The organism is Zunongwangia sp. L-65 (assembly GCF_056859415.1).
This window is the reverse complement of the sequence record NZ_JBSXOK010000035.1, coordinates 53554-69418: the sequence shown is the minus strand read 5'-3', so window position 1 is coordinate 69418 and position 15865 is coordinate 53554. Positions and strand designations below refer to the sequence as shown.

General features: G+C 36.5%; 13 protein-coding genes. 10 read left to right on the top strand and 3 right to left on the bottom strand.

All coding sequences use genetic code 11. The annotated features are described in order from the left end of the window. Nucleotides 1-149: 149 nt before the first annotated feature. The 5 genes from AC13DP_RS02915 to guaB all read left to right on the top strand — a co-directional run bounded on the left by AC13DP_RS02915 (nucleotide 150) and on the right by guaB (nucleotide 6303). On the top strand, nucleotides 150-1178 hold the full coding sequence (locus tag AC13DP_RS02915; RefSeq protein ID WP_483067288.1) for a quinone-dependent dihydroorotate dehydrogenase: 1029 nt from the start codon (nucleotides 150-152) through the stop codon (nucleotides 1176-1178). Nucleotides 1179-1190: 12 nt separating this feature from the next. Beyond that, a complete protein-coding gene (locus AC13DP_RS02910) occupies nucleotides 1191-1805 on the top strand; it encodes a LysE family translocator (protein WP_483067287.1) in 615 nt (204 codons plus the stop codon). Nucleotides 1806-1950: 145 nt separating this feature from the next. Then, complete coding sequence (locus AC13DP_RS02905) at nucleotides 1951-2814, top strand: hydroxymethylglutaryl-CoA lyase (protein ID WP_347407109.1); 864 nt, start codon at nucleotides 1951-1953, stop codon at nucleotides 2812-2814. A gap of 144 nt (nucleotides 2815-2958) precedes the next feature. After that, entirely contained in the window at nucleotides 2959-4755 is a 1797-nt protein-coding gene (locus tag AC13DP_RS02900) for an ATP-binding protein (protein WP_483067286.1), read from the top strand. A gap of 75 nt (nucleotides 4756-4830) precedes the next feature. Beyond that, the gene (gene guaB / locus AC13DP_RS02895) at nucleotides 4831-6303 is read left to right on the top strand and encodes an IMP dehydrogenase (RefSeq protein WP_272958895.1); all 1473 of its coding nucleotides are present in this window, start codon (nucleotides 4831-4833) and stop codon (nucleotides 6301-6303) included. Nucleotides 6304-6373: 70 nt separating this feature from the next. Here the strand turns inward: guaB and AC13DP_RS02890 are convergent, their stop codons facing one another. Then, a complete protein-coding gene (locus AC13DP_RS02890) occupies nucleotides 6374-6931 on the bottom strand; it encodes an OmpH/Skp family outer membrane protein (RefSeq protein ID WP_347407111.1) in 558 nt (185 codons plus the stop codon). 248 nt (nucleotides 6932-7179) lie between these two features. On the opposite strand from AC13DP_RS02890, the gene AC13DP_RS02885 reads away from it, so the two are divergent. From AC13DP_RS02885 to AC13DP_RS02870, 4 genes are all read left to right on the top strand, one after another. Beyond that, a complete protein-coding gene (locus AC13DP_RS02885) occupies nucleotides 7180-8040 on the top strand; it encodes a peptidyl-prolyl cis-trans isomerase (RefSeq protein ID WP_347407112.1) in 861 nt (286 codons plus the stop codon). Nucleotides 8041-8050: 10 nt separating this feature from the next. Continuing rightward, the gene (locus AC13DP_RS02880; protein WP_013070370.1) at nucleotides 8051-9454 is read left to right on the top strand and encodes a peptidylprolyl isomerase; all 1404 of its coding nucleotides are present in this window, start codon (nucleotides 8051-8053) and stop codon (nucleotides 9452-9454) included. Between the two features lie 13 nt (nucleotides 9455-9467). Beyond that, entirely contained in the window at nucleotides 9468-10421 is a 954-nt protein-coding gene (locus AC13DP_RS02875; RefSeq protein WP_228251527.1) for an AAA family ATPase, read from the top strand. Between the two features lie 402 nt (nucleotides 10422-10823). Beyond that, entirely contained in the window at nucleotides 10824-13094 is a 2271-nt protein-coding gene (locus AC13DP_RS02870; RefSeq protein ID WP_041578668.1) for an aconitate hydratase, read from the top strand. Nucleotides 13095-13161: 67 nt separating this feature from the next. On the opposite strand, the gene AC13DP_RS02865 is transcribed toward AC13DP_RS02870, so the two are convergent. Next, nucleotides 13162-13998 (bottom strand): hypothetical protein, encoded by an 837-nt coding sequence (locus AC13DP_RS02865; protein ID WP_228251528.1) that lies wholly within the window; start codon nucleotides 13996-13998, stop codon nucleotides 13162-13164. 160 nt (nucleotides 13999-14158) lie between these two features. On the opposite strand from AC13DP_RS02865, the gene AC13DP_RS02860 reads away from it, so the two are divergent. After that, on the top strand, nucleotides 14159-14722 hold the full coding sequence (locus tag AC13DP_RS02860) for a TlpA family protein disulfide reductase (RefSeq protein WP_347407114.1): 564 nt from the start codon (nucleotides 14159-14161) through the stop codon (nucleotides 14720-14722). Here AC13DP_RS02860 and AC13DP_RS02855 read toward each other — a convergent pair. After that, nucleotides 14719-15861 (bottom strand): lycopene cyclase family protein, encoded by a 1143-nt coding sequence (locus AC13DP_RS02855; protein ID WP_347407115.1) that lies wholly within the window; start codon nucleotides 15859-15861, stop codon nucleotides 14719-14721. The genes AC13DP_RS02860 and AC13DP_RS02855 overlap by 4 nt on opposite strands. Nucleotides 15862-15865: the final 4 nt, after the last annotated feature.

Below are 15865 nucleotides of genomic sequence, written 5' to 3'. Positions count from 1 at the left end.
TTTTCAGGAGTGTTTTTTCTGAAATTTGTAAGAATAAGCTCCTTTTTTAAAGGATCAAAATTAGGGAATTGGCAATCGTACACAAAACCTTTTAAGATTTAGTATGTTCATTTTTCCAAATCATTTATTTTTGCACAAACCAGCCGAATATGTACAAGTCTTTAATTCGCCCGATACTTTTTAAATACGATCCGGAGACCATTCATCATTTTACCTTTAGCAGCCTAAAGAAATTAAATAAAATACCAGGGGTGCCAGCAATTTTGAGATCAAAATTCAGTAATAATGATCCTCGATTGGAGCGTGAGGTTTTTGGACTCAAGTTTAAAAATCCTGTAGGCCTTGCAGCTGGATTTGATAAAGATGCCAAATTATATAAAGAATTATCGAATCTTGGTTTTGGTTTTATTGAGGTTGGTACGGTCACCCCCAAACCACAATCTGGCAATGATAAAAAACGATTGTTTAGGCTAAAAGCCGATCAGGCGATTATTAACCGAATGGGATTTAATAATGACGGGGTTGAGCAAATGGTTTCACAGCTTAAGAAAAATACCAATGTATTAATTGGTGGGAATATTGGTAAAAATAAAGTAACGCCAAATGAAGAGGCGGTCGAGGATTATAAAATTTGTTTTGAATCTTTGTTTGATTATGTAGATTATTTTGTGGTTAATGTAAGTTCACCAAATACACCAAACTTAAGGGCGCTTCAGGATAAAGAACCTTTAACACATTTGCTGAAAACTTTAATGGAGCTGAATAATGCCAAACCAAAACAAAAGCCCATATTGTTGAAAATTGCACCAGATCTCACAGATACTCAGCTTTTGGATATCATCAATATTGTTAAGGAAACAAAAATAGATGGTGTAATCGCAACAAATACTACCATTTCCCGAGAAGGTTTACAATCTGAGAATAAAAAGGAAACCGGTGGCTTAAGTGGGAAGCCACTTACCAAAAGAGCTACCCAGGTGATTAAATTCCTTTCAGAAAAAAGTAATAGATCATTCCCTATTATTGGTGTAGGTGGAATTCATACGGCAGATGATGCTATAGAAAAGTTGGAAGCCGGTGCCAGCTTGGTGCAATTATATACTGGATTTATTTATGAAGGTCCTGCGCTTATTAAGGCCATCAATAAAAAGATCCTCAGCAACTATCCAAAATCGTAATATTTAAGGCAATTGTTAGAGCAGCTCATTCCATTCTTAACCGCTACGATGTTACTTACGCTCGCTCCGGGACCAGATATTATTTATGTTTTAGTACAGGGGATAGTTAATGGTAAAAAACACGCTATAGTTACCGCTTTAGGCCTGGTTAGTGGAGTTGTAGTGCATACTACTTTGGTAGCTTTTGGTGTTTCGGCAGTGATAAAACAATCTGAAACTATTTATTTGATTATTAAATGTCTTGGTGCTGCTTATCTCTTTTATTTAGCGTATAAGGTTTTTCAAAGCAATCCTGATATTGCTTTTTCGGCAGAAGGGATTAAACAAAAAAGTCTTCGCGCATTATATCGGCAAGGATTTATAATGAATGTTCTAAATCCTAAAGTAACCATTTTCTTTCTAGCCCTGTTTCCTGGTTTTTTATGGGATCCTGAAGGGAGTACAGTGCTTCAGTTCTATATTCTGGGCGGTGTTTTTATGTGTCAGGCATTGCTGATATTTACCCTGGTGGCGATCCTCGCCGGAAACATTTCAAAATACTTACAAAAACATCGAAAATCAGGTGTGATTTTAAAATGGACGCAAATCTTTGCATTTATTGCGATTGGCGTTTTTATTTTGATGTAGCTCTTGGTCTGTATTCTATAAAAAAGAATTAATTTTTATGGGATTGCAGTTGGATCTATTTAGTTTGATTTTTTCGAAGATATTGTTTATTTCTGAATAAATTTTAGATTTTATTATCAAAATCTAAAAAACTATCTTTGGCTATATGGGAGAGATTAAGCTTATCGAATGTCCACGTGATGCCATGCAGGGGATTAAGGATTTTATTCCTACCAAGACTAAAGCAAGGTATATTCAGTCTTTATTACAATGTGGTTTTGATACGATCGATTTCGGTAGTTTTGTATCTCCCAGAGCGATACCTCAAATGCGCGATACTGCTGAGGTCCTTTCTATGCTGGATCTTAGCCGTACCAAAAGTAAGTTATTAGCCATCGTACCCAATACACGTGGGGCTGAAGATGCTTCACAATTTCCTGAAATTGATTATCTAGGGTATCCATTTTCTATTTCAGAAAACTTCCAGATGCGAAATACTCACAAAACCATTGCAGAATCTGTTGAGATATTGAAATCGATCCTGGATATTGCAAACAATGCGGATAAAGAGGTCGTAGCTTATTTAAGCATGGGGTTTGGAAATCCTTACGGTGATCCTTGGAGCGTGGAGATCGTAGGGGAGTGGACCGAGAAACTGGCAGCTATGGGCGTTGGTGTTTTGTCTCTCTCTGATACCGTAGGAACTTCGACGCCCGATATTATCGATTATCTTTTTTCTAACCTTATTCCCAAATATGCAAAAGTGGAATTTGGAGCACATCTTCATACCACTCCTACCAAATGGTATGAAAAGATTGATGCAGCTTATAAAGCAGGTTGCCGAAGGTTTGATGGTGCCATCCAGGGATTTGGCGGTTGCCCAATGGCTAAAGATGAGCTTACCGGAAACATGCCCACCGAAAAAATGTATTCCTATTTCAATACTAAAAAACAAAATACAAATATCAGAATGGGAAGTTTTGAAGCAGCCTTTAATAGCGCCAGTAAAATCTTCACAGAATTTCATTAGGAAAAATTTCACATTTCTTCTTATTATTGTGTAAATAATAGTTATTAAGTTTTGCGTATCAGGTTTTTAGGAATTTTCTTTCTTTTTCTTACAAAATTAGCTTTAGCTCAATCAAAATTCCCACAAGAGTCTACAGCTGATTCTGTGCGTTATTATTTAGAAGAAGCTGATCAATCGATTTTTAATGATTTTCAGGTAGCCAAAGAAAAACTTATAAAGGCCAGAAATTTTGTAGAAAAAACAGCAGATGTTAATTTAAAGGCTGAGGTAGTCCGCAAACTTGCTATAGCCTATTATGTAAAAGGAGAATATTATCATTCATTATCTTACTTTCTGGACGCTGAAGACTTATTTAGAAAAGCAGAAAACTGGGAAGGTGTGGGGAAATCCTTAAATGGCTTAGGCTTAATCCAACAGGGAATAGAACGTCACAGTGAAGCTATCGAATATTTTGAACAAGCGAGAGATTATTATAATCTGTCTAAAGATGAATATGCAGCTACTCCTGCCATTATTAATTTAGGGATTTCTGAATTACAGTCGGGTGATTTAGAAAATGCAAAAACTACGTTAGATAACGCGCTAAGTATGGCGGTAGCTTCAGGTAGAAAAGATATAGAGCATTTAACCTTAAATCATTTAGGAAATTTAGCTTACGAAAAAGATCAGTTGCCTCAGGCTTTGGCATATTTTGAAAGAGTACTACAAGATAGTGTAGAACCCAATAATTGGGAAAAAGCTTTTTCATTTTACGGTTTGGCAAAAGTTAATCTCGCCTTTCATAATTTAGATGAAGCAGAGGAATATGGTTTAAAAGCACTGGATTTTGCCAATACTAATGATTCATTTTTTGAGAAGGAAAGAATAACCGGCGTATTATTTAATATCTACGAAGCTAAAGGGGAACTGGAGAATGCCGTTGTTATTTCCAAGCAAAATAGAATTTATAGAGATTCCCTTTATTATCAAAATAGAGTTAGAGCTATTGATCTTTTAAATTTAGAAAAAAAGGAAGCTGATAATCGTCGTTTACGTAACGAGAAGATGGAGAAAGAAAAAGAGCTTTCTAAAAATAAGTTGATTATTGCCGTACTTCTCGCTTTAGGATTTATACTGATATTAATTTTATTCTTTTGGATAAAAAATTACCATCAAAAAGAACGCTTTAGAAAAGCCCTGGAAGAAAAGAATAAGCTGATTATTCATAAAAACGGTGTGATTACAGAACGGAATAAAGAACTGGCGAAAATCAACAAGAGTAAGGATCGTTTGTTTTCCATTTTATCCCATGATTTAAAATCACCTATTGGTTCTATACAAAAACTCTTAGAGCTCATAAAATTAGGAGAGTTTACCCAATTAGAGCAGGCAGAACTTTTAGATGAGATGCTAAAGCAGGTGTCGGCAACTTCTTCGATGCTACAAAATTTGTTGCAATGGGCTAATTCCCAGTTAGAAGGTTCTATGGTGCATATTGAAGAAGTGGTTGTATCGCGGCGCGTAAAAGAAATTATGGACGCACATTATCTGGTAGCAAAAGCTAAGAGAATCCAGATCATTCATGAAATTCCTTCCCATATGAGTCCAGTTTTTGTAGATAGTGGTCACCTTTCCATTATTCTTCATAACTTAATTAGTAATGCGATTAAGTTTACTCATCCAGGTAAAGAAATAAAAATTCATTATTCAGAAAATGAAGAATGGGTTTTATTTAAAATAAAAGATGGAGGGGATGGTATTTCTAAAGAGCGTATTGATCAAATTCAGAATTTTAATACTCAGGTAATGTCTGAGATTGGTACTGATATGGAAACAGGAACAGGTATAGGCTTGCTTCTTGTGAAACAGTTTTTGGTGATGAATAACGCAAGCCTTCAAATAAAAAGCTATCCAGGTGAAGGTTCAGAATTTATTGTTTGTTTCAGAAAAAACAAGGATTAAGCATTTATTCCCGTAAACCTAACGTATTCTATTGAAAACTGTGTATATTTGCATGCAATTAAATTCTTAATTGCCATGATTGCACACGAATCCAAAATTCTGGGAGAAGGGCTTACTTATGATGATGTTCTTTTAGTCCCTGCCTTCTCTGAGGTTTTACCACGCGAAGTAAATATCCAGACAAAATTTACCAAAAACATTACGATTAACGTTCCTATTGTTTCAGCAGCGATGGATACCGTAACAGAATCCCGAATGGCAATCGCCATGGCTAGAGAGGGAGGTATAGGTGTTCTTCATAAGAATATGACTATGGAGCAGCAGGCTTTAAAAGTACGTAAAGTAAAACGTGCGGAAAGCGGAATGATTATCGATCCGGTTACCCTGCCAATTTCGTCTACTGTAAAGGATGCTAAGGATCTAATGAAAGAGCATAGCATTGGTGGAATTCCCATTGTAGATGAAGAAGGTAAGTTGATAGGAATTGTAACCAATCGAGATCTAAGGTTCGAGAAAAATAACCAGCGTCCTATTGCCGAGGTAATGACTTCAGAAAATCTGGTAACTGTGGCAGAGGGAACTTCTTTAGAGCAGGCAGAAGATATACTTCAGGAAAATAAAATTGAAAAACTTCCGGTGGTAAATAAAGAAGATAAGCTTGTTGGTTTAATCACTTTTAGGGATATAACTAAACTAACCCAAAAACCAAATGCGAATAAAGATAGCTACGGAAGGTTAAGAGTTGCTGCTGCTATTGGAGTTACTGCAGATGCGGTACAAAGAGCTGAAGCATTGTATAATGCCGGGGTAGACGCTATTATTATCGATACGGCTCATGGCCATACCAAAGGAGTAGTTTTTGTTTTAAAAGAAGTAAAAGCAAAATTCCCTGATCTTGAAGTGGTCGTAGGTAATATAGCGACAGGGGAAGCTGCTAAATATTTAGTAGAAGCAGGAGCCGATGCGGTAAAAGTAGGTATTGGGCCGGGATCTATTTGTACCACAAGAGTGGTAGCCGGTGTAGGTTTTCCTCAATTTTCAGCAGTGCTGGAAGTAGCCGCAGCTATAAAAGGAAGTGGAGTACCTGTTATTGCTGATGGTGGTATACGATATACAGGTGATATACCAAAAGCACTTGCAGCAGGAGCCGATTGTGTGATGTTAGGTTCTCTTTTAGCAGGAACCAAAGAATCTCCGGGAGAAACTATCATTTACGAAGGAAGAAAGTTTAAATCTTACCGCGGAATGGGATCTGTAGAGGCGATGAAGAAAGGTTCTAAAGATCGCTATTTTCAGGATGTAGAAGATGATATCAAGAAACTTGTTCCTGAAGGAATTGTGGGCCGGGTACCTTATAAAGGAGAGTTAGAAGAAAGTATTCACCAGTTTGTTGGTGGTTTAAGAGCGGGTATGGGCTATTGTGGAGCTAAAGATATCTCGGCTTTAAAAGAGCATGCAAAATTTGTGAAAATTACATCTTCCGGGATTCATGAAAGTCATCCTCACGATGTAACGATTACTAAAGAGTCTCCAAATTATAGCCGATAATTAGAAAATATATCAATAAAAAAATCCAGCGATTGCTGGATTTTTTTATTGATAAGTTGCCTTATTGATTTTAATTAGAACCAGATTTGTTGCTATCGGCCGAAGGTTGGGTCGTATTCACCTCCTCAATCGAAATTCCTAATTTTTCCATTACTTTTTCGGTAATATCACTTCCTGGTTTAGAATAGGCCAAAGCGCCACCACCTGTATGAAAAATCTGGGTGTATCCTTCTTCCTTTATAACTTCCTGCATGGCCGCATCAATCTTTTGGTATAATGGCTGAGTTAGCTCGTTTCGCTTCATTTGAATCATCACCTGGGAACGCTGGCGAAATTGTTTAATTTCGTTCTCCAATCCAAGAATCTGGTTTTCCCGTTGCTTTTTTATGTCTTCAGTAAAAATGGCTGTACTGTCCTGGTAGTTTTTAATGAGGCCTTCGTAGGCTTTTATGGCCTGCTCTACATCTGTCTGCAAAGATTCATTATAAGCCTTTACTCCGTCATTTACATTACTAATTTCAGGCATTTTCGTAATAATGTATTCCGCATCTATTGTTCCTATCTTACTTTGTGCGTTTCCCACAATTGCGAAAAATAAAAATGTAATTAATACGCTAATTTTTTTCATTTTTTATCTCTTGTTTTGCGCAAATATAACAGGGAGCATTAATTAAACATAGAATTTTTTAAGAAAATGATACTTTTTGATTTTATAAAATGGAATTTTAGCTCTTTTTAGATGAAATACAAACAGTGCTTGATAATCAGTAAGGTTATAGCTTGCAGAACCTTTTGGAATTCTTATTTTTGCTTCACTTAATAAGAAATTTCAGAAAATAGCGTTTGTACTGAAGTTGAAAGAATTGTTAAACCGGTTTGAAAAAAGTTTTTAAGGCAATTTTAATAGTCTTGGTAGCGATTTTGGTTATTTCTTGTGATCTTTTTAAATCTCAGGATAATCGAAAAGTAATAGTGCGGGTAAATAATTCTTACCTATACGAGGAAGACATTAAGAGTCTTGTAGGTGAAGGTATATCGGCAGAGGATAGTGCCATTATTGTAAATAGTTATATCAATAGGTGGGCAACGCAGCAATTATTGATCGACCGTGCAAAACTGAACCTTCCGGAAGCCAGACAAAAAGAGTTTAATGAATTGGTGGAAAATTATAAAAACGAATTATATACCAATGCTTATACCGAGGCTATAGTTTCAAAAGAAATGGACTCTGTTTTTGCAGATACGCTAATTTCAAATTATTACGAAGAGCATAAAGAGAACTTTAAGCTGGGCCAGGATCTGGTAAAACTTCGATATATAAATTTAGAAGCAAACAATACCAATTTTGATAAAATTAAAGATTGGTTTATTCGTTTTAATGACAAGGATAAAGTAAAATTGCAGGAAAATGCGTTGCAATTTAAAAATTATTCTTTTAACGATTCCGTTTGGATCAAAACAACTACGGTTTACGAGAAAGTAACACCGTTAAGTGTAGGAGACAGAGCGAAACTGTTACAAAAAGATAAATACATAGAATTAAAAGATTCGTTAGAAACTTATTTAATTTATGTAAACGATGCGCTTAAGAAAAATGACCAGGCGCCATTGGAGTATGCAAAACCAACGGTGGAACAGATTTTGCTTAATAAGCAAAAATTAGAGTTGGTAAAGCAGTTAGAAAAGGATATTACAAAAGATGCAATTAAAAACAATCAATTTGAGATTTACAATTAAAAGAAGTTTGATGCTGGGTGCTATACTGCTTGGATTACATGCAGGAGCACAGGAGATTATTGTTACAGATAGCACTTCGATCCCTTTAGAGGACGAACTGGCGCAAAACGAAAACCTTACTGCCAAAGAAGGTGCACGCCGAAAAGTAGATGGTATTGCCGCAGTAATTGGGGATTATATTATTTTGGATAGTGATATCGATTTAACCAGAAAAGATATTCAGTCTCAGGGAAACAGTACGGCAAATGTGACCGACTGCCAGTTGGCTGGATCTTTAATGGAAAATAAACTATATGCGCACCAGGCTATTCAGGATAGTATTATCGTACCCGATGCTCAAATTAACAATTACATTGATCAGCAAATTGCAGGCATGGTAAGACAGTTGGGAAGTATAGAGGATGTATTGGAGTTTTATAAAAGGGATTCTGAAGCAGAATTTAGAAACGAATTGTTCGACTTAAACAAACAAAGTCAGCTTGCACAAAAGATGCGACAAAAAATTATAGAGAATATCGAGGTGACCCCAGAAGAGGTAAGAGCTTACTTTAATGAGATTCCTAAAGACTCCCTACCTGTTTTTGGGGACGAAGTAGAAATCTCGGAAATCGTGGTGAAGCCTGAAGTACCCGAAGAAGAAAAGCAAAAAACAATAGACCGTTTAAATCAGTTTAGGGAAGATGTCCTGGAGAACGGTTCAAAATTCGCGACTAAGGCCATTCTTTATTCAGATGATACGCAAACAGGTGGTAATATTTTAAGCTTAGGTAGAAAAGATGCTTTTGTAAAAGAATTTAAAGACGTAGCCTTCTCTTTACGTGAAGGGGAAATAAGTGAACCTTTCGAGACTACGTACGGATATCATATCATACAACTGGTTAAGGTTAGAGGGCAGGAAATCGATGTACGCCATATCCTGTTAATTCCAGATGTGAATAATGCTGCGGTAGAAAAAGCTAAAAAAGAAATCGACCAGGTACGGGAAAAAATTGTTAATGGTGAAATCGAATTTGCTCAGGCAGCCAGAGAAGTTTCAGACAGAGAAGAAACAAAAGCAGATGGTGGGAAGATGAGAAACCCAACTACCGGGGATACTGGTTTCGATCAAAAGAATTTACCTCCCAGACTTTATAGCCAGATTTCAGAATTAAAAGACGGGGAAATTTCTTATCGACTTACCGAGCAGGATGAGATGGGGCGACCTATATTTAAAATTGTTAAAATCGATAAAAGAATTCCGCAACATATCGCAGATTACGGTACAGACTACATGAAGATTAAGGATCTTGCCCTTCAGGATAAAAGAATTAAAGCGATACAGGAATGGCAAAAAGAGAAAATTCAGGATACTTACGTTAAAGTTAGTGGAAAATACCGGGATTGTGAGTATACTAGCAACTGGTTAAAAAAATAAAAGTAATTACTAAATGTCTGAGATTAGCTTACTAGAGAATTTTGTAGAAAAGCATAAAAGCTTAAAAAAAGAAATAAGTAAAGTAATTGTAGGACAGGAAAAGGTAATCGATCAGATACTGCTCTCCGTATTTTCCGGGGGGCATTCTTTATTAATTGGGGTTCCCGGTTTGGCGAAGACTTTAATGGTAAATACCATTTCCAAAGCTTTAGGTCTGGATTTTAAACGGATTCAGTTTACACCGGATTTGATGCCGAGTGATATACTGGGATCAGAGATTCTTAATGAGAAACGCGAATTTCAGTTTATAAAAGGTCCAGTTTTTACTAATATCTTACTGGCAGACGAGATCAATCGTACCCCGCCAAAAACACAGGCTGCGCTTTTAGAAGCCATGCAGGAGCGATCTGTAACGGTAGCAGGACATCGATATCAATTAGATTCACCCTATTTTGTACTGGCCACACAAAATCCTATAGAGCAAGAGGGAACCTATCCTTTACCAGAGGCACAGTTAGACCGTTTTATGTTTGCGATTAACCTGGAATATCCAAGCTTTGAGGAAGAGGTAAATGTGGTGAAAAATACCACCACAGATAAACAATATGAGATTAATTCATTGTTCACTGCAGGCGGGATTAGCCAAATTCAGCAAGTGATCAGGAAAATGCCTGTGGCAGATAATGTTATCGAATATGCTGTAAAACTGGTTGGTAAAACCCGTCCAAATTCAGCAGCTGCTCCAGACTTTGTGAAAAATTATTTAGATTGGGGGGCGGGGCCAAGAGCTTCACAGAACCTTATTCTTGCGGCAAAAACTCATGCTGCCGTAAACGGAAAGTTTTCTCCAGATAAAGAAAATGTTCAGGCGGTTGCTGTAGGTATATTACGTCACCGAATTATCAAAAATTATAAAGCCGAAGCCGAAGGCCTTACAGTTGAAAATTTAATCAAAGAGCTTTTTTAATACTCTATTTAAGGCGTACAGGGATACAAAATTCCTTCCGGTTTATATCTTCGGAATGATCTGGGGGACTGCCGTGCTACTGGCCATCAATTCTACTGATACTATAAATTTGTTGAGAAAACATAGTCATTTTTCGGACTATCAATAATTAAGAATGGCTATAAATAAAAACAATCATTAAGATGAATGGATTTTATCTATGGAATTCTTATAAATATAGGGTTAATTTTGAGAAGTCTGCTTTTTGAGATGATTAGTATTGTGTTTTATTGAATATTTCTTGTTTGTTGATTTCCTTGTAATCCCTTTTACGCAAACCTTTTAGAAGGTCTTTTCATTTTCGAAATCCGCTTAATTTTCTTATTTTTGCTGGACTTTTTTAGAACAAAAACTCTTAAAACGATGGCATACGATATTGATATGATCAAAAAGGTGTACGACCAGATGGCAGATCGTGTTACAAAAGCACGTGACGTTGTTGGTAGACCTTTAACTCTTGCAGAAAAAATTCTTTACTCTCACTTGTGGGATGGTGAAGCAACTACCGCTTACGAAAGAGCAAAAGATTATGTAGAATTTTCTCCAGATAGAATAGCCTGTCAGGATGCAACCGCGCAAATGGCTTTATTGCAATTTATGCAGGCTGGTAAAAAGAAAGTAGCTGTTCCAACAACAGTACATTGTGACCACCTTATTCAGGCGAAAATGGGAGCTGCAATAGATCTACAAAGTGCCAATAAATCTAGTAGTGAGGTTTTCGATTTCTTAGAATCTGTTTCTAATAAATACGGAATTGGTTTTTGGAAGCCGGGAGCTGGGATTATTCACCAGGTAGTATTAGAAAATTATGCATTCCCGGGTGGAATGATGATTGGTACCGATTCCCACACTGTTAATGCAGGTGGTTTAGGTATGGTGGCTATTGGTGTTGGTGGAGCTGATGCTGTAGATGTTATGGCAGGTATGCCATGGGAGCTTAAATTTCCAAAGCTTATCGGTGTAAAATTAACTGGTAAACTTTCTGGTTGGACCGCTCCTAAAGATGTAATTCTTAAAGTTGCAGGTATCTTAACTGTAAAAGGTGGTACCGGAGCAATTATTGAATACTTTGGCGAAGGTGCTCGTTCTATGTCTTGTACCGGTAAAGGTACAATTTGTAACATGGGAGCTGAGGTTGGTGCAACCACTTCTACTTTTGGTTACGACGAATCTATGGAACGTTATCTGAAAGCAACAAATCGTGAAGATGTTGCTGAAGCTGCTAATGCTGTAAAAGAGCATTTAACTGGTGATGATGAGGTATACGCAAATCCTGATAAGTATTTCGACGAATTAATTGAGATCGATCTTTCAGAATTAAAGCCTCACTTAAACGGTCCATTTACGCCAGATCTAGCGACTCCGATTTCTGAAATGGGAGAAAAAGCTAAAGAAAATGATTGGCCTATTAATGTTGACTGGGGATTAATTGGTTCTTGTACCAACTCTTCTTACGAGGATTTGACCCGGGCAGCTTCAATTGCAAAACAAGCGGTTGACAAAAAAATTAAATCAAAGTCAGATTTTGGTATTAACCCGGGGTCTGAACAAATTAGATATACGGCAGAGCGTGACGGACTTTTAAAGATCTTTGAAGACTTAGATGCTACTGTATTTACAAATGCCTGCGGGCCTTGTATAGGACAGTGGGATCGTAGCGACCGTAAAGGTGAAGAGAAAAATACTATTGTTCATTCTTTTAACCGTAACTTCTCTAAGCGTGCCGATGGTAACCCAAATACGCATGCTTTTGTAGGTTCTCCTGAGATGGTTGCTGCAATTGCAATTTCCGGTCGTTTAGATTTCGATCCAACTCGTGATAAATTAATGAACGAAGATGGAGAAGAAGTGATGCTGGATGAGCCACAAGGAATAGAACTTCCAACAAAAGGTTTTGCCGTAGAGGATGCTGGATACATTGCACCTAAAGAAGATGGTAGTAGTGTAGAAGTAAAAGTAGCTGAAGATAGCGAACGTTTGCAGTTACTTACTCCCTTTGAGCCTTGGGATGGTAAAAACCTAACAGGGGCAAAATTGTTAATCAAAGCCTGGGGTAAATGTACTACCGATCATATTTCTATGGCTGGTCCCTGGTTACGTTACCGTGGTCACTTAGATAATATTTCTAATAACTGCCTTATTGGAGCTGTGAATGCTTATAATAAGAAAACCAATTTTGTAAAAAATCAGCTTACAGGAGAATATGATGGTGTACCTGCTGTACAACGAGAATATAAAAAGGAAGGGGTGCCAACAGTAGTAGTGGGAGATCACAACTACGGGGAAGGTTCTTCTCGTGAGCATGCTGCTATGGAGCCTCGTCACTTAGGTGTTAAAGTGGTATTGGTAAAATCTTTTGCCCGTATCCATGAAACTAATCTTAAGAAGCAGGGAATGTTAGCGCTTACTTTCGTAAACGAAAATGATTATGATTTAATTCAGGAAGATGATACGTTCAACTTTGTAGATCTTGAGGAGTTTGCTCCAGACAAGAAAATCACTATAGAGGTCGTACATGCTGATGGATCTAAAGATACAATCAAAGCAGAACATACATACAACGAGCCACAAATTGAGTGGTATAAGCATGGTTCTGCATTAAACTTAATCAAAAAGCAAAATGGTGCTGCTTAAGTAAGTTTAAAATTTAAGACTAAAAAGCCCTCGTGAAAACGAGGGCTTTTTGCTTTTAAGTCGTTTTTTACTTTAGCTTTATCTCTAATAGCCGTGGTTTTTTAGAATTATTGAAAACCAGTATATTGTTGTTTTTTAAATGGCTTATTGTTGCTGGAACAGGGAAATCTTCTTCGCGAAGTTTATATAATTCTGCGCTCTTATTTAAGATATTTACTTTTAGCAGTTCATGATGTCTGGTGTCCAGGATATGAACTGTTTCTTTAGAATTTTTGCTTATTGCATTCGGTAAAAACCGCTGCGCTGCCTTCAGGTTTTTTCTTTCAGCAAATAAACTGCTATTAAGTTCAATTTCGTAATCAGGGTTAAAATTGATCCTATTCGTTGCGAGGCTGTATCCATAAATTCCTTTTGTTCCTTTATGCTCAAATTTATCATCCTTCACAGCGATTAATAATCGGTTACTAGACGCGTCATAACTTAAGCCACTGGCATTTCTGGAGGCGTCATTGAATATTTGATATTCGGTGATTAAGGGATCTTTTTTGTAATGTTCAAGCTTAATAAGCATACCTTCTTTTTTAAGGATAAAAGCGGTAGTGCCTACAATTTCTATATCGGTGTAATTTTGACTATTCCCAAAGTTGATTTGCTTTTCAATATTTTGGGTTTTCAGATTATAAATATAAATACTGCCTTTATCCCTTGTAATACAGGCAATCTTTTGCTGATTTATCATGCCGATTCCAGAGGTGTTTTTTAATTGGTCGGGTAAGTCCCATGTGCTGGTGATCTGATATCTAAAGATATCTGGCTCTGGATTCTTTTTTCTAAAACTTACCACCAGGCTTGTAATAATTGCTAATAAACTGGCGGCTAAAATCATGCTTTTCTTCTTCATCATTTTCAATTTTTATATATCCAAATATGAAAACTGAAACTGGAAAGAATTTGGAGTTTTGGCCTTCTAAGTATTAAAGATTACTTAAACAGATCGTTTTATAATGCAATGAGATTCCTTAAAATCCTCTTATTTAAGTTATTTTTGCTAAAAATTACGGGTTATGAAAAAGCTTTTTAAAAATGAATGGCTAAATATCATTTTGATTGTGATTATTATAGCCATGATTTTGCCACAAACCAGAACCCCAATTGCTATAGTTTTTAATAAGCTTATAGCTTCAAATCCAAGTGTGACCGATGTGGAAGAGCGCCCACAAATCGAATCCTACAATTGGATTTTGGAAGACCGATTTAAGAATGAAGTTGACTTTAGCCAATTTAAAGGAAAGGTTATTCTAATCAATTATTGGGCTACCTGGTGTCCTCCTTGTATTGCTGAAATGCCTAGTCTGGAAGAAGTCTATCAGGATTATAAGGATAGGGTAGTTTTTCTTTTTATTAGCGGAGAGGATTTAGAAACCAGCCAGGGCTTTATGAATGCCAAAGGCTATGATATGCCCGTCTATCGCATGAAAACGAATTATCCAGATCCTTTAGAGGGGTATAAACTGCCAACCTCTTATCTTATCGATAAATATGGTAGGATAGTGATTAAAAAAGAAGGTGCCGCAGATTGGAATAGCAAAGGTTTCAGGAATACGCTAGAGGAGCTATTGGAGGATTAAAGACGAAATTTTCTAAAAAAAGAAATGATAAACTCAGGGTCAAAAAGACTAAACATAATATTTAGATCTTCATTGAAAGGGGTTTCTTCATCTAAATATGCGAATATTTCTTCAACCGAATTTTTCTGGTAAAATTTGCTGAAAATTTGTTCTCCTTTGTCATTTCTGCGGGCAAGGACATCTAAAAAAATAGCATCGTAAAATTTATATTTTCTTAGGAAAAGATCTTTTGATGGTTTGTGACCAGATTTGATATTTTTGATGATTTTTGAAATCTTTTTTTCGGTATGCTTAAATGAGTAACCTGTAGAAGCTTTAACCCATCCGCCACCAGTACCGATTTTAGTGATTTTAGCGCTATTATCTTTTTCAAAAGGAAAATCGGTCATGGGGATAATTCCCTGTTCTTTATTTAAAATTTCGTAGGTATCTAATTTTAGGTATTCTGAAATATATTTTTTCAACTGCTCGTCATAAATGGTTTCTTCTGTAAGATACGGAGTGAAAAAGGTGTATTCTATCAGCGCTTCATTTTCAGAAAAAGGTAAGATATAAGTGAAACTTGTACTGTTTTTATAGCTCAATCTAAAATCCATCATCGTAAATTGATTAGGCGTAAAAACTGGGAATTCAGATTTTATATGATAACCTTTAAAATGTTGATAGATTCTGGTGTAATCCTGAGTTTCGTAATACTTTGAAGGAATACGGCTATCGAAAAAATGAGTGGCGTTGTAGGTGTTGTTTTTTCCTATCGCTTTCATGGTTACTGGATCGATTTCTGAAATTTCATCTTCAATTAAAATAAAGTCTTCCGAAGTAGTAATTTCAGCGAGAGCGTATTCAAAAAAGCGTTCTGAAGCTAGCATTTTATAGGAATATGGCGTCAGATCCAAATGTTCATCAGCAATATTAGAAATGAATTTTCCTTTTTGCCATTGTGTAGTAATCAAAGCATCCCATCGGCCATGTCCTTTTTCCCAAAAACACCATGTTTTGTCTCTAGTAATTTTAAATGAGGGATCTATAATGGCGATTTTCTTTCCTTTAAAGAAAACATCCTCTTTTAAGCGTAAGGCCAGTTGAAGTCCCGCCAGACCACCCCCAACAATCGCATAAAAATATACAGGGCCTAGCATAGCT